We start from the raw sequence: 15,777 nt of genomic DNA on the forward strand, positions 1-15,777 counted from the left end.
TCACTAGATTACCAGTTTTTTACTCAACTTGGTCACCCCCGCCGAACACCTCCTCGACGAGCCTCTGCGTCGCCTTCTGGAACGGCCCTGCCAGGGACATTGCGGCGTCGTCCACATAGTTGATGGAGGCCGTCAGGGTCTTGCTGCCGTCCGGCGTGCTGTACATTAGTGCCGCGTAGCCCGATATACCACCGTTGTGGGTGATGATGGTGCCACCGCTGTTCGATCCGGCGTCCTGTACGAACACCCCCAAGCCATAGCCGATTTTGGGGTAAGGCTTGCACATCTCGGCCAGCAGAGGGGCCGGAAGGAGCTTGCCACCCATCAGCGCCGAGATAAACGTGTGGAGATCCTTGGTGGTCGAGATCATGTCACCTCCAGTGGAAATCCAGGAGGGGTTCTGGTTGGTGATGTCGACTGTCTTTTGCTCGCCGGCGTTCTCGTACCGGTAGTAGGCGTGCGCGTGCGGTTCAGGGATCTCCGGCTGGGTGCCAGGTACGACCGTACCAGACAGCCCGAGCGGCCCCAGAATCAGTCGCTGCATCTCCTCGGCGAGCGAGCTGCCGGTGACCTTCTCGATCAGCAGCCTGGCAAGCACGTAATTGGTGTTGGAATAGCTCCATCCCGTTCCTGGCTCAAATCGCATCGGCTTGGTCAATGCCAGCTGTACCAGCTCCTCTGGCCGATAGGTCTTGAACCGATTATCTACCCACTCCTGCCCCTGCCAAGGGATGCCCGGCGCGACCGTCCCGTCTTCGTAGTACTCGCCGGTGAAGTTGAACACCCCGCTGGTATGCTGCAGCAGCATCCGCACCGTGATCATCCGGTCAAGCCCGAACTCAGGCAGGTAGTCTACCACTGGGTCCTCCAGCCCGATCCTACCCTCGGCAACCAATTGCAGCACCACGGTCGCGGTGAAGGTCTTGGTATTGCTGCCGATCCGGAAGTGCCCATTGGTAGGTGGCTTCGCGGCGTCGCCCAGCTTGCTCACCCCCGCACTACCGACCCACTCACCCTGCTCATCGTGCACGCGCAGCTGCACCCCTAGGAAACCGGAATCGACTATCTCCTGGATGGCCTTCTGTAGCTCCGGACGATCCTGCCCCGCAGCGAATCTTTTTTCCTTCATATTTTCTGACGAATTAAACTGATTCATCATATTCACATCTCCTTATAATAAGTTTAGTTTCTAACACACATTTGAGCCTTGATCATATATACATACCGACTGATGGTATGTATAGTTTAAAAATAAGCTGCCTTTCGGCAGTTTAGTTTTCTTTGCTGACTTCTCGAGCTGACAAACGGTACAATTCCTCGTAACGCTGAATCATTTGCTCATCGAACAGGTCAAGCCCCAGACCCTTCAATATTTCATCGAAAAGCCTTACCTTACGCAACATCATCTCGGGAGTAGTTTGAATGACCGCGGGGTTTAGCCAAAAGTTGGTAAGAATCATCAGCGCTTCGCTTAGCTCCCTTGGATAGTCGGTTCGGATCGAACCGTCTCGCATACCCTGTTCGATGATGGGCTGGATATAGAGGGGTACGCCTTTTATGAATATGTTCTCGAATTGTGCCGCCAGCAGCTTTGGATTGTGCAGGAGGCTCGGCGCCGCCGATGCCATTTCGTTCTGGGCTGGATTGTCTAGAGATACACGGGAGATCTTCCGGAGCTTCTCCAGGCCGTTCAGCTCCTTGTCATCCCTGATGCCGGACAGCATCTCGTCAGCGCCTTTGAACATATGGTCGGTGACAGCCTGGAAGATTTCTTCCTTTGACTTGTAGTGATGATAAATTGCCCCTTTTGTCAGCCCACCCAGCTCATTAATGATATCCTGAATGGAGGTTTGCTCGTATCCTTTTTGTATGAACAGGTTAAGAGCAACGGTTAGAATCTGGTTGATTGTTTCTTCGGGATATTTATTCCTTGCCACTCGCTTTCTCCTTTCATACATTCAGTTGGTATGTAAAAAATATATTCGATCATCCTTATAATGTCAATACCATAAAATCAAAATCATTTGATTTGGGTGTTCAGGCGCGAGGCACTGTTAGATGGAGGTTGAGATATTTTTATAAAATGCGATTTACAAATCCTCCACATGCGTATTAAAATTGTTTACATCATGTAAAGGTTGACACAATGTAAACAAAGGAGCTCGTTTTATGTTACCAAAGTCGGTTCGCTTCCCACTCTTCATTTTAATGTTAAATCTATTTATAGCTTTATTGGGTCAAGGAATGCTTATTCCAATATTGCCTGATTATTTGAAGCTATTCCATGCAGGCGGAACTGTCGCTGGTTTTCTGGTCGCTGCATTTGGTGCAGCTCAATTCTTATTTTCACCTCTGGGAGGACAATTATCTGATCGATTTGGACGCAAAAAGTTAATCATGGCCGGCATGTTTCTTTCTGTCGTTGCTGATGTCATATTTGCGCTTTCGACTTCATTGCCTCTGCTTTACGTTGCTCGCTTTATTGGTGGAATCAGCTTAGGTTTAATGATCCCATCGAACTTGGCCTATGTGGCCGATATTACAACCCACGAAACGCGAGCTAAGGGTATGGGGTATTTTGGAGCAGCCATGAATTTGGGAATGGTCCTTGGACCCGGTCTTGGTGGTCTCATTGCCGAAATGGGCATTCGTATGCCTTATTTCTGTGCAGCTGGTCTTGGCTTAATCGCTACGCTGCTAACACTCCTATTGCCCGAGACACTTGCGCCTGAAAAAAGAACGCGCTCTTTACGCAATCCGGATGGAAATCACTTTGGAAAAAAAGTTTTGAGTTCCTTTAAAGTTCCCTATTTCAAGTACTTACTTCTGCTTCTCGTTATGACCTTCGGTCTCATGAGTTATGAGACGGTATTTGCCCTTTTCGTAGAGAAAAAATACGGGTTTGATGCTGCTACAATCTCTATCATTATTACCCTAGGGGCCATAATCGGTATAGTTATTCAAGTTTGGTTGCTTGATTGGTTTGTGAAAAGGATGGGTGAGATCAAGTTAATTCGGCTTTCTTTGATTATTGCGCCTATTGCTTTAATGTTAATGCTGATTAAAGTTAACCTTGCTTTTCTTTTGTTTGCTTCTGCGTTATTCTTTGCATTTAATTCTTTTTTGCGGCCTTCGGTCAGCACGCTAATATCCAAAAACGCAGGAGATCGACAAGGGTATGCATCTGGTCTGAATACCACATATTCCAGTCTTGGAACCATATTTGGCCCGCTTATTGCAGGTTCTTTATTTGATACAAACATTAACCTTCCTTATATTTTTGGGGCAGTCATGCTTCTGGCTTCTCTGCCGCTTACCGTGAATGTATTCCGCTCCAAGAAAGGAAAGTTATCTACAAGTGAATGAAAATTGGCATCAGCAATTAAAAAATAAACATCGTGATGATCTGATTTCAGCTGGTAAAGAGCTTTTTTTGAATTATGGACTATTTCAAATGAAGATCAAAGATGTTTGTACCAAAGCCAAACTTAGCAGAGTAACCTTCTACAAACACTTCCAGTCTATGGATGATCTTCTTCTGTCTATTCATATGGAGTTAATAGAGCATTTAACGAATCATGTTAGTCGTGCTGCAGCTGAAATGGAATTCATGAATGGCTATGAACAACTTGCTGCCATGTTGAACGCTTGGATTACTTTTGCCCGGAATTATCCGGACCATATTCGATTTATTCAATTATTTGACATTAACTATGAGTCATATGAATTTAATCAGGAGCTGAAAGAGCGGTATCAACTGTTCACCCAAAACGGAAAAGAACGACATTTTCTTCTTGGCGCATTATCAAGGGGAACTGTTGATGGAAGCATAAGGAGTACTCTACCCCCTCTTCATCTAGCCCAGTTTATCTTTACAGCGATGATGGGTATGCTTCAGAAAAGTGTTTCCAGCTGTTCAAACATCCTCCATGCCTCGGATACGCAGATGCCGGAACAGTTTGTCAGTATGCTTCTCCAATATGTCTATGGTGAGAGAACATCGGAGGAAAGCTGACGAAGTAAACTGACAAAAAAAGAAAGACCGAATGTTGGCTTGAACATTCCGTCTTTCTTTTTTCGCATGGATTGAAGCTTTTTGGGCTTTCGTAGCAGCTGGCTTACACTGCCATTGTCTTCGTTTGTGTTCCTGAGAACGGTACAGGGATGTAGGCCACCCGGGTAACCTGCGTCAGCTTCACTTTGTGTTCACCCTCGGAAAGCCCTCCCTCTTGCTCTACAAAAATGATGCCCTCCTGGCCATATTCCCATTTGTAAGAAGTAACGGTCGCCATTTCGTCCAGGGTAAAATACTGTTCGCCATCGAGTGAAAACCGGATTTGCTCACGCGGAACAGGGTTGTCGTTCACTTCAACTTGGATATCGTGAACCATGGACAACGGAATTCCCCGATAATAGGTAATTCTTGTGCGTATCTCATAACCTACCGTTTTTCCGTCTTTCTTTACATTTTTAAGACTGTTGTCGGTCAATACATAGTTATCAAACATGTTTTTACCCTCCTGCTCACTAAATATATTTACGAAGCATTTCCTGATGCTTTCTGACCTGTGTTACCGCATCAATCTCTGCCCCAGGTAGAGCAAAGCGGCCGCCCTCATATTCACTGGCAATATAACCGTCATATTCCTTTTCTTTCAGATAATCAATGAGTTCCTTATAAGGAATGGAGTATTCCACGCCTTCTTCCGTCATTTCATAGAATTTCCCGTGGAAATGCTTAATGAATGGAAGGTAAGGGTCAAGTACGGAGAAGTCATGGTTCTCATAACCTCCGGCAAACAGAACATATTCCCGATCGACCCAAGAACGGATTTGGCTTTCCAGTTCATCAGGAAGCACACGCTGATGACTGATCGCTTCCACATCTTTTCCCTTTGCAAATTCATTGTCAATGTACTCGGCTACAGCAGGGTTAAGTCCCTGATTCAGGAAAAATGCCGTGGAAACGCGCGGATGTTTGCGGCAGAAGATTCCTGTATCTACGACCAGACCCACATAAGGAGAATTCAGTTTGAACATCAGGTCGGTAAATTTTTTGGTCTCCGGATTGTCGAATGCCATGCCACCATGAACCTCAAGAGCCATGACTACATTCAATTCATCAGCCAACGGGAGAGCGTCTTCAATGATGTCGGTAGGGGTCAAGGATACAAGACGAACAAGCGGAATACCGAGCTTATGAGCAAGGTGCAGCTCTTTCTTGAGCAGAGCCAGATTCTCTTTTTGCGTCAAGCGGCGGTTCTTGTATAGCACGGTGTTGATGTAAATATCGTTGCAAATGGGAGTAATGCCGTTCTCGCGAATGATCCGGTGCCAATTTGCAATGTCCTCCTCCGAAACATCGGGCGCATTCCAGAGCATCTGGTCGCTGATAATTTCGACTCCTTCTACACCGATCGAAGCAAGTTCTTTGATGCAATCTTCAAGCGTCATTTTTCCCCGAGCATATTCATCCTGATAACTATATAAACTTACGGACCGTTTAATACTGGACATGTTTCATCCCTCTTCTCTTCATTAATAGCTTAAATTTGTATCCACTCTCAGTTCCAATTCAATCAGACTCCCTTCACAGGGACGCAATGCATTGTTGATTTCGATCCATCCTTCTCTTACCTCCACATGCTCGACAGAGATACAAGGAACACAGGTCTGCTTCAAGAACAGAATCTCGTCTGGCCTTATATCATTGACAGATCCGAATTTCGTCCATTCTTTGAGGATGCTTCCACGTTCATTACTCAAGATCGTCCGCTTAAGACGATAAATTCCATCTCTGAGCCCTTCCACTCGAAACTTGCGTGCATGGGTATTGGAGAATCTACCTTCAACGGACTCGGTTTTAGACATATCTACTCTCTCAGCTTCGTGAACTCCCTGCGCGAAATGCCGGTAATGATAGCAAAGCAGTTGATAGCGGTCTCCACTTCGTTTTGTCAAAAGAAAGTCATGGCCTCTACCGACCATTTGCCTTCCCATGCGGTTCAAAAATTCAAATGCATAGTAGGCGGGCTTTTTTATTCCGTCCTTGGAAATAAGCCCTGCTCCCCCATATAGCAGCCGCTTGGAGTCGGTGAATTCACTAAAGATATCGGAATAAATCCAGTAACCCATCATGCAATTCTCGGTTATAACCTCCGACATATTTTTGAGGATATAGGAGGCCTTGAAGAGACTGTCGTTCAAGGAATCCCGGTTGGAGACACTGAAACTCCATTCAGATACATGAAGTGGCAGATGCCCTAGGTTACGTTCTGCCAAGGCCGTCCGAATGGATTGAAGGGTGTGCAGCATCCATTGTTCATCGGAGGCATGCACAAATGCTGGAGCTTCTCCCTCGTCACCCGGAGTGAATTCGTATGGATATAAGTACACAGACAGGAAGTCAGGCTGGACCTCTCTTCTCCCCCAGCGGTCCAACAGCATCGGCAGGTAGCGCCCTTCCATATCCATACTAAGGCCGCAGCCCCCCAGCCTGGCAGCTGGAAGCAATTCCTTTATTCCCTTCCAGGTCATTTCGAAACGAACAAAGTATTCGTCAAACCATTGCTCCATCTCTTCAGGACGGTAAACATAGTTGACCATCTGGTCAGTCTCGTCCGTGAGAAAAGCATGTTTGCTGGCATGCCATAACTCAAAGTACCAACTTTCCACCTCTTCACTGCCATATCGATTGATACAGTGAATAAGGAAAGCACGGATCAGACGTTTCCACTCCTCAGCTCCTCTTGAATGTAAAAGGGCAGGAGCTGTGACCATTTTCTGGTTCAGATCCTTTTGAATTAGCTTCGGCTTGTCGCCAAGGTCAATATAGGGTTTAAGATGGTTGCGTATTAAGGCATCTATGACTTTATCCACATTGTTAAAGTTGTAGCTGGCGTCCGGATCGGATGGATCTCGAATCATCATATCTTCACTGAAGATCCCCCAGATGCGTGCATAGGAAAAGCCAAGCTCTCCATGGATAAGCGGAAGCTGCTCCTGCAGATCAGAGTTTAATAAATCCCTTGCATATCCTATATTGATAAGCTCTTTCCAGCTCCGCTTCTGTGGTTCACTTTCCGGTACAGCCCGGATGACAGTAACATCCGAGCTGTCCTGCAGCCGGCTGTCCAGCAAAGTCTCAAGCTCGTATGAAACTTCCAATGATCCAAGATTCTCAGTACCTTTCTGAACAGGACCCTGCTGGGACACCTGCTCATTTTTGCGGTACTGGGAAGGACTCACGAGGTACGTTTCCCTGAACACCCGGTTAAACGCGGCCAAACTGGGAAATCCGCTGTCCATTGCAATTCGTGTGATCGGCTGATCCGTATACAGCAAGTAAGCAAGCGCATGATCCAGACGGGTTTTATTCAAATACTCGGAAAACGTCATGCCCATCATCTTTTTAAAAGATTTGGAGAGATACGGTACGGATAAATAATGCAGCTCGGCGACTTCATTTAAAGTCAGCGGCTGTTTATAATTCGCATGTACATAAGAGCATATCTCCAGGAGGCGTTGATTCGGCTTGCTTGGACTATGCAGCAACTCCAGCTTGTGATCCTCGACCAAATACTCGCTTAACAAGAAGTACAGTAGCTCAAAAGTGGATTGGATTAGCTTAACGGATTTGAATTTGACCGGTTTGACTTGATCATTCAGCATCTCAGTTAAGATCTTTCTTAACCCCTCGTCCGCCTCTCGTTTGTTTCTAGCGGAACAACAGGCAAACCGGGAATCATCAGAGATGCTGAACAGCTTCAACAATTCTTGCGGCACCTGAAATCGGGCAGCCAGAATTTTCCCCGAAGATTCCAAACGGTACTCCTCGCCCGGATGAAATAGTATAAAATCATCCTCTTCGAGCTTCATCCGTTCGTCCTGACAATGGACCGTCAGTTTCCCCTGCAAAAGAAACACAATATGAATGCCCTGGCTAGCAATGGAGTCCGAATCCCTCTCTGAAATCATCGAGATTTGTAACGAAAGCTCAGGTAACACTCGCGATAAAAGGTGATGACCGTTCTCCATTGCTTAGCCTCCTCTCATGGCGAAACGGTTAGACCCACCACATCTCTGCTGCTGATTCACGTATCAAAAGGGGCTTTAGCGTATCCACCGCTTTTGAGAATCCTTCGTTAACCGACATCAGTCCGTCTTCATGTTCAATGCTTACGACATAGTCATACCCAACCAGTCGAAGCGTACTAATGAGATCCGCCCAAGTCTTGGTGTCATGTCCAAAACCTACAGAACGGAAGTTCCATGCCCGGTCCATCAGAGCCGTATACGGCTGCATGTCAGTAACTCCATAGCGGTTCACATTGACGGAATCAATGGCTGTGTCTTTGGCATGGAAATAATGGAGAGCTCCTTCACTTCCCAACATTTTCACTGCCTGGATCGGGTCAATCCCCTGCCACCACATATGGCTTGGATCCAGGTTGGCTCCGATCACTTCCCCAGCGGCTTCACGAAGCCTCAATAATGTGGCCGGCGTATGGACGGAAAATCCTCCATGCATTTCTAAAGCGATTTTTAATCCTTTATCTTGAGCGATCCGCCCTGTTTCCTTCCAATAAGGAATGACTTTGTTCTCCCACTGCCAAGTCAGCAGCTCACCATACTCATTGGGCCAGGGTGCTACCGGCCAGTTAGGGTATTTGGCATCATCAGAGTCTCCAGGACACCCAGAGAAACCAACCACAACGGGAACTTCCAGCCGTTCAGCCAGATCGAGTGTCTTCAAGAATGACTCGTGGTACTCCCGGGCCACCTCTTTCTGGGGATGCAGTGGGTTGCCATGGCAACTTAGCGCACTGATCATCAAACCTCTGGATTCAAACGCTCGCTTGTACGCTTTTAGCTTACCGGCATCCTCCAGCAACTCATCGGGGTTACAGTGATGATTACCGGGAAAGCCGCCAGTACCCAGCTCAACAGCATCCAGTCCTTTGGAAGCGATAATGTCCAGCGCCTCTTCCAGAGGCAGCTGCTGCAGAAGGACGGAAAAAACTCCGAGTTTCATAGCCGCTACACCTCCTTTACTTTTGGATTAAAAGAATACCGGTTCTCCTGTTTCTGCGGACTTGTAGATCGCTTCGAGAATCTGGGTAACAACCAGTGCCTGCTCCGGTTTCACCAGCGGCTCTTTGTCATTTAGAAGAGCATCGACCCACATGCGTGCTTCTACATCGTTGGCTTTCCGGCTTTCTCCGCTAAAGTAAGCTACGCCGCCGCCATCGGAAGGAGCTGTCTCGACCAACTGTCCGTGCTGAGCGGTATTAAACACTACATAACCTTCATCCAAAAATGCCTTACCGCGCATTTCCGCGCCGGCTTTAGTTCCGCAGAGCGTAACTTGAGCTTCCTTACCATCCAGCACATTGAGGGCCCAAGCCGCTTCGAGGTAAATCGTTGCGCCGTTTTCCATTTTGATAAAACCGAATGCGGAGTCCTCTACTTCAAATGTTTCCGGATCCCAAGGCCCGAACATGTTGCCCATCGGATTGTCTTTGAGCTTTTGATAAGAGGAGCCGACCACCATCTTCGGTTTGTAATTGTTCATGTTCCACAGAGTCAGATCCAGCGCATGTGTACCGATATCAATCAACGGGCCGCCGCCCTGCTTCGATTTGTCCGGGAATACGCCCCATGTTGGAACCGCTTTGCGGCGCACGGCGTGTGCTTTGGCAAAGTAGATTTCACCCAGCTCATCGTTTTCACACGCTTCATGCAGCGCCAGGGAATCGACACGGCAGCGGTTTTGGTAACCGATCGTCAGCTTCTTACCGGTACGTTTGGCTGCATCCAGCATTTTTTGCGCTTCTTCCGTATTGATGGCCATTGGTTTCTCACACAGAACGTGTTTTCCAGCTTCCAGCGCATCAACGGTAATATAAGAATGGGAAACGTTCGGAGTCAGTACATGAACGACATCCAGCGATTCGTCTTTAAGAAGCTCTTTGTAATCAGTGTATACGCTTGCATTTTCGACCCCGTATTGCTTCGCCGCTTTTGCTGCGCGCTCTTCAACGATGTCACAGAACGCTACCAGTTCAACTTCGTCGCTCAGAGCTGACAATGCCGGAAAATGTTTTTGATTGGCAATTCCACCGCAACCGATAAATCCGAATCTTAATTTTTTCTTGTTCAATGTAATTTCCTCCTACGAATAAAGATCATATTCATTTACCACTGTTAATCCATTACTATTACTTAATCATTAACTAGTGGTAAACTTATATTCTATATATAACACTCCTTTTTCGGTTTGGCAAGAATATATTTTTATTTTTTGTAAGCGCACTCATTTACAACATAAAAAAGCGACAATCCTGGAATGACCAGTTTTGCCGCTGACTATACTGTTAACCAATCAGGTTCAAGATGAGACCAGAGACTGTGCAGTCTGCACGTTGACAGGAGCGCCAGACGCAGCGCTTTCATAAAAGGCATCGACGATTTCAGCAAAATATAGGCCGTCATCCGCCGGGGCAATCAGCTGCTGCCGTTCATCTTTGATAGAGTTCACGAAATGCCTGAACTCATTCTCAAGCTGCAGATTGGGATTCAGCTTCAGTTTGGGTGTAATATCCAGGCATATATCGGAGCTTTCTCCGAACAGCTTCAACGTACCATTGACCAGACTGGCTCCCCCTTTTGTTCCGAGCAGCTCCACATAAAAGCGGTCCTCTTCGATGTTGGAGGCCCAGCTGAATTCAAAGGAAAGACTCCCCCTGTTTTGCAGTGCCACAAATCCAATAGCCGCATCCTCCACATTAAAGGTCCCGCCTTCAATTCCCTTGTACCCATTCCGGTTCCGCGCCGTCGTATGAACGAAATTTTGATAGGTGCTTCCGGCTACATACGATACCTTCGGGCTCCCCATGAGATAAAGAGCCAGGTCCAAATAATGAGCTCCAAGGTCAATCATCACCCCACCGCCAGAACGGGCTTTGTCGGTAAACCATGTACCTCTGCCTGGAATGCCGGAACGACGGATCCAGCCTGCTTTAGCGCTATAAATATCACCAAGATTGCCCTGATCAATCCATTTTTTCAGAAAGACAGCTTCATTGGTAAATCGGTTATTTAAGCCAATCATCACTCGTTTCCCTGTCCGGTTTCGAGCATCAAGGATGCGACGTGCTTCCTCACTGCTAATGCTGAGCGGCTTCTCACAATGAACATGTGCTCCTTGAGACAGCGCATATTCCGTAATTTCTGCGTGAAGAAAGTTCGGTGTCACGATGCTGACAATATCCGGACGCTCCTTAGCAAACATTTCCTTATAGTCGCTGTACACATTAGGTACATTATATTTTCCAGCCATCTTTGAAGCCTTACTCAAGTCAATGTCGCAGATCGCTGCCACTTCTACATCTTCCAAAGCCAGATATCCGTGAATATGTTTCTTTTCGGCGTTACCGCCTGCTCCAATCAGTGCGTACTTCAATTTGTTTTCCATTCTATTCACCTCTCTATGTTATAGCTCAACCTCTTCAAGCAGAAGCTTCTTGAAATAAGTCGCTGAGTAATCAATACCTTTATCCGCCAGTTCATCTGGAAGAGCTGATTTTCGCGGCTCAATACTTAGCCCGGCATTATATCCGGCAGCACGCAGCGTGGCAATGAAAGATGGCCAATCTGTCTGATCCATACCAGCAGGTGGTTCATCCACTTTTTGACCGTTAACGAGCAGGGAACCCTTCAAGTGTACATGGTAGAACCGATGTCCCCAATCGAGCGCCTCTTGCAAATAATCTCCGCCGAAAAAGCGTGCATGTGACGGATCAAATTTAATGCCCAGTTCTGGCAGGTGTCCATGGATAATCCGCCAAACTTCAGGTGTATTAACGAAATTGACTTTTCGGCAGTTATACGCGGAAATCTGGACATTTCTAGGTCTAGCATAGTCAAGCAGTTCCTTGAAGAAGGCAATCGCGGCTGTGCAGTTCTCGTAGAAAGATAATTCCTCTACATAGTTGCAGCCAGAGACAAAGCTTGGACACCCAAGCGCGCTTGCTGCATCAATCAGTTTGAAGCATCGCTCCAGTTCGTCCTGCAAAATCTCTCCTTTCTCATTAATGCGAAGAGATTTCCACCGTCCGATAGAGCCCACCTCTACACCGTATTGTGTCTTCCATTGGGAAATACTCTCCAGTTGTTCACAAAATTCTTCGACACTGTCACCTTCGTTAATACAGAATTCCAGAAAATGCAGACCTCTGCGCCGAGCATTAGCAAAACTTTCTTCCTGTACAGGAGCAATTATCCCTAGCTTCATGCCAATTAACTTCCTTTCCTACCTACGTCTACTTCGAATGGTTTATTTATAATAAATGATTAACTAAGAGTAACTCTTTAATTGTAATGTACCAGACTTCTATTTTTTTTGCAAGCGCAATAAAAAAAGATGGATCCCGGTAAGAATCCATCTTTTATATTGCGTAAAATTACTTCTTTAAATAGTACAGAACAATCAATTTTGACGTTTTCGCAATTTCTTCATAACCAACCTGATGTTCCTCTTTTAACAGCTTTCCTCTGAAGGCCAAGCGCTGCATTAAACTGATGATCATCTCAACAACAAAGAGACTGGTTTCCTCCAGCTTAATGTCAGATCTTATCGACCCATCCCGGACGCCCTGCTCTATGTAATTATGCAGTACTCGACCCATAGCGCCGTCGCTGACCAATTCACGGTAAGTGGCCTGCAGTTCTTCATTCGGATAATGATCACGGTAGGTATGATCAAAGAAACCAATATATTTCAGGTGGTCAGGGTGAGCCTCCAAAAACAGAATCCAAGCGTCCAGATATCCCTCAACGCTCTCCAGCCCGTTCCTTTTTGCAATAGAATGACTTTCAATAAACTCAGTAAGTTCACCGAGTATTTTTTGCTGTACCGCAAAGATCAGTTCGTCCATGGAGTTAAAGCATTTATAGAAGGTAACTTTACTTAAATTCGCCCGCTCACAGATATCTTTTAGTCCCACATTCGTAAAATTACGCTCGATAAGCGCATGTTGTCCGGCAATTATGAATTCTTCGCGGTTACGGTTCCGTACATCCTGGTGCCATGTAGTCACCATAAACACCCCCTCCCTCATATGCCAGAGTTAACCATTTATCTAAGGTTAATCATTACTTAGGATAATATAGGCTTCTGTAAAAATCAAGCGGTTCCTAGGGGCATCGCCGTGGATGATCCATCTTTAAACAAGCTTGTCCAGCCAGCTAATGAATGGATGCGGTAACTTAGCTTCACTCATATAGATGGAGTCCTGCCGCACCGACCACACCCGCATTATTCCCGAGGATGGCAGGTACAATATCTACGTTCTCTCTAGCATTTTCAAGCGCATATTCACAGTAGTATCCCTCAATTCGGTCCAGCAGATAGCTTCCGGCTTTCGCAACACCCCCACCTACTACAAAGCGTTGAGGATTAACGATGATGGACAGCAGCGCCATGGATTTGCCCAAATATTTTGCAGCCCGATCTACAATCTGGACAGATACTGGATCGCCTGCTTTAGCCTCATCCAGCACATCTTTTGCAGATATTTCACGGATTAAAGCCAGAGAGGTCTTTTCGCCACGAATTACAGCCTCTTTGGCCATGTATATCATGCCGGTAGCGGAAGCAACCGTCTCTAGGCACCCTGTTTTGCCACAGCCACATGCAATTGCCTCGTTCTCAGCGACTACGTTCATATGTCCGATTTCGCCACCCATTCCGTTAAATCCCTGACACAGGTTGTTCTTAACGATAATCCCGCCGCCTACACCAGTACCAAGCGTATAACAAACCACGTTTGAAATTCCTGCACCAGCTCCACTCCAGACTTCCCCTAGCGCAGCTGCATTGGCATCATTATCAATCTTGACTTCTTTACCTAAACGAGCTTCCAAAATCTCTTTTACGGGCACATTCCTCCATCCCAAATTAGGTGAAGCTTTCACAAGTCCTGCTTGAAAATCGAGAAACCCCGGAATTCCCGCGCCAACACCGGCGATCTGATTCCAGCTGTAGCCCTCCCTGGAGACTAACTCCCTCACGTAAAGTTCAATGTTCTGAAGAACACCCTCTGCGCGTTTCTCTGCTTCTGTCGGTCCTTCATATACGGCAAGCAAACGACCGTCCTCGCCACAGATCCCCACCTTTACCGAGGTTCCTCCAAGATCAATTCCAATGTAAAGCTTACGTTCTAATTTCATCACTGTTCCTCCTCATAAAAATTAACCTTTAATTAATCATTTACCTTAAGTAATCATTTTTCATATAAAAAGGCAATGCCATAAGTTTAAAACTCTTACAGCATTGCCTTTGGGTAAAACTGCAACACAACAGCTGATGAGATTTAAAGAGCACTTCTTCTCGCTTCAAGCTCACTTACAACTTTCGGATGAATGGCATCCAATTTATAGAAACTAACTGCAATGATTTGCAGGATGGTACAGACAAGCGGAATAACGAAAAACAACATATTAATGGCTGATGACGCTTCCGGCGTCACATTTGTCGCACTATAACCGGTCAGCGCTAGTGTATATCCAACAACTGCACTTCCCAGAGCCATACCGACTTTTGTAGCGAAACTGTAACCTGCATACAGCGTACCCTCAGCTTTTTTATTAAATTTCCATTCATTGTAATCAACAGAGTTAGCAATCATACTGAATACGGCACCTGAGCTAACACCGCCGAATACATTGGCAAGAAACCATAGAGCGACAAACACGACCATATTGTGTTCAAAAAATGGCATAAAGGCCAATCCAATCAAAAATATAATCTGTGCGATAATGTTTCCTTTTCTTTGCTTGAATTTCTTCAGAAATGTCGGTGTAATCGCAGCAGAACACAATAACGAAACGTATAGTGCTGGCAGCAAAATAGAGATCATAGCTGGATTATGCAGAACATGAAGCGAAAAATAGATCGTAATGGATACCGTAGCACCGGTTCTAATAAACAACAAAAGTGAGAATATGATCGTTGATACCCAAGGGGTATTTCTGAAAGCGCTCTTATAAGTCTGAATAATGGACCCTTTTTCCTTAACCGATGATACAGGATCGACATAACGCTCTTTGCAATTTCTATAAACAATAAGAAACATGATTGCACTAAGGACAGCAAAAATAATGGTTGTATACAGATATCCCTTTTGTTCATTACCACCGCCAAAGTAGCTCACCATGGGAGTCGTTAGAGCGGTTACAATAATGCTGCCGACCGCCATACCCACCATTCGAAAGCTGGACAGCTGGTCTTTCTCTTCCCCACTGCGCGTCATTAACGACATAAGTGAGCCATATGGGATATTGATAAGCGAGTACAACAAACCTGCAATAATATAAGTAACCGAAGCGTAGATGATTTTACCCGTTGTTGAAATGTCAGGACTGGTAAAGGTCAAAATGAGCATGATCGCAAACGGAACAATACCGAATAAAATGTACGGACGTGTCCGTCCGAATTTGGTATTGGTTCGGTCCACAAATCCTCCAATAACCGGGTCAATAATCGAATCCAATATTCGCGCTACCAGAAGTAACGTTCCTGTTGCAGCAACCGGTATCAGAGCGACATCCGTATAAAAGTAGAGAAGAAAGCTTCCGACGATCCCCCACATGAGATTAGAACCTAAATCTCCAAGCCCGTAGCTGATTTTTTCTTTAAAGCTTAATTTGCCATTCTTTTGCTTGATTATCGACCCTACCAGAGGCATTTCGTTTGTTATGTTCGTAGTTTGCATG

Annotated in this window: 14 protein-coding genes; 2 read left to right on the forward strand and 12 right to left on the reverse strand. The window is 46.0% G+C overall.

Going from position 1 to position 15,777, the window contains the following annotated elements; translation table 11 throughout:
- Positions 1–19 precede the first annotated feature (19 nt).
- Both ABIC22_RS02355 and ABIC22_RS02360 read right to left on the reverse strand, forming a co-directional pair.
- Complete coding sequence (locus ABIC22_RS02355) at positions 20–1,159, reverse strand: serine hydrolase domain-containing protein (protein ID WP_354477864.1); 1,140 nt, start codon at positions 1,157–1,159, stop codon at positions 20–22.
- A 112-nt stretch (positions 1,160–1,271) separates the two neighbouring features.
- Positions 1,272–1,937: a TetR/AcrR family transcriptional regulator gene (locus tag ABIC22_RS02360; RefSeq protein ID WP_354477867.1), complete on the reverse strand. Its 666-nt coding sequence runs from the start codon at positions 1,935–1,937 to the stop codon at positions 1,272–1,274.
- 232 nt (positions 1,938–2,169) lie between these two features.
- Between ABIC22_RS02360 and ABIC22_RS02365 the strand changes: the two genes are divergently transcribed.
- Both ABIC22_RS02365 and ABIC22_RS02370 read left to right on the forward strand, forming a co-directional pair.
- On the forward strand, positions 2,170–3,366 hold the full coding sequence (locus ABIC22_RS02365) for an MFS transporter (protein ID WP_354477870.1): 1,197 nt from the start codon (positions 2,170–2,172) through the stop codon (positions 3,364–3,366).
- Complete coding sequence (locus ABIC22_RS02370; protein WP_354477873.1) at positions 3,359–4,015, forward strand: TetR/AcrR family transcriptional regulator; 657 nt, start codon at positions 3,359–3,361, stop codon at positions 4,013–4,015. The genes ABIC22_RS02365 and ABIC22_RS02370 overlap by 8 nt, the downstream gene beginning before the upstream one ends.
- Positions 4,016–4,118: 103 nt before the next feature.
- Here ABIC22_RS02370 and ABIC22_RS02375 read toward each other — a convergent pair whose 3' ends face one another.
- The 10 genes from ABIC22_RS02375 to ABIC22_RS02420 all read right to left on the reverse strand — a co-directional run bounded on the left by ABIC22_RS02375 (position 4,119) and on the right by ABIC22_RS02420 (position 15,776).
- Positions 4,119–4,508, reverse strand: a complete 390-nt coding sequence (locus tag ABIC22_RS02375) for a C-glycoside deglycosidase beta subunit domain-containing protein (RefSeq protein WP_354477876.1) — start codon at positions 4,506–4,508, stop codon at positions 4,119–4,121.
- Positions 4,509–4,527: 19 nt separating this feature from the next.
- Positions 4,528–5,517 carry a sugar phosphate isomerase/epimerase family protein gene (locus tag ABIC22_RS02380; protein WP_354477879.1) on the reverse strand — a complete coding sequence of 330 codons (990 nt, stop codon included), beginning with the start codon at positions 5,515–5,517 and terminating at the stop codon, positions 4,528–4,530.
- A gap of 21 nt (positions 5,518–5,538) precedes the next feature.
- On the reverse strand, positions 5,539–8,037 hold the full coding sequence (locus tag ABIC22_RS02385; protein ID WP_354477882.1) for a GH39 family glycosyl hydrolase: 2,499 nt from the start codon (positions 8,035–8,037) through the stop codon (positions 5,539–5,541).
- Positions 8,038–8,065: 28 nt separating this feature from the next.
- The gene (locus ABIC22_RS02390) at positions 8,066–9,034 is read right to left on the reverse strand and encodes a sugar phosphate isomerase/epimerase family protein (protein ID WP_354477885.1); all 969 of its coding nucleotides are present in this window, start codon (positions 9,032–9,034) and stop codon (positions 8,066–8,068) included.
- A gap of 27 nt (positions 9,035–9,061) precedes the next feature.
- The gene (locus ABIC22_RS02395) at positions 9,062–10,162 is read right to left on the reverse strand and encodes a Gfo/Idh/MocA family protein (protein ID WP_127539651.1); all 1,101 of its coding nucleotides are present in this window, start codon (positions 10,160–10,162) and stop codon (positions 9,062–9,064) included.
- 228 nt (positions 10,163–10,390) lie between these two features.
- A complete protein-coding gene (locus ABIC22_RS02400) occupies positions 10,391–11,476 on the reverse strand; it encodes a Gfo/Idh/MocA family protein (protein ID WP_354477888.1) in 1,086 nt (361 codons plus the stop codon).
- Between the two features lie 18 nt (positions 11,477–11,494).
- Entirely contained in the window at positions 11,495–12,295 is an 801-nt protein-coding gene (locus ABIC22_RS02405; RefSeq protein ID WP_354477891.1) for a sugar phosphate isomerase/epimerase family protein, read from the reverse strand.
- Between the two features lie 169 nt (positions 12,296–12,464).
- Positions 12,465–13,103 (reverse strand): TetR/AcrR family transcriptional regulator, encoded by a 639-nt coding sequence (locus ABIC22_RS02410; protein WP_164764326.1) that lies wholly within the window; start codon positions 13,101–13,103, stop codon positions 12,465–12,467.
- Positions 13,104–13,275: 172 nt separating this feature from the next.
- Positions 13,276–14,232 carry an ROK family glucokinase gene (locus ABIC22_RS02415; protein WP_354477895.1) on the reverse strand — a complete coding sequence of 319 codons (957 nt, stop codon included), beginning with the start codon at positions 14,230–14,232 and terminating at the stop codon, positions 13,276–13,278.
- Between the two features lie 143 nt (positions 14,233–14,375).
- Entirely contained in the window at positions 14,376–15,776 is a 1,401-nt protein-coding gene (locus ABIC22_RS02420; protein ID WP_354477898.1) for an MFS transporter, read from the reverse strand.
- Between the last annotated feature and the right edge of the window lies 1 nt (position 15,777).

This window comes from Paenibacillus sp. PvP094, from assembly GCF_040546835.1.
In the GTDB taxonomy this organism is placed as follows: domain Bacteria; phylum Bacillota; class Bacilli; order Paenibacillales; family Paenibacillaceae; genus Paenibacillus; species Paenibacillus illinoisensis.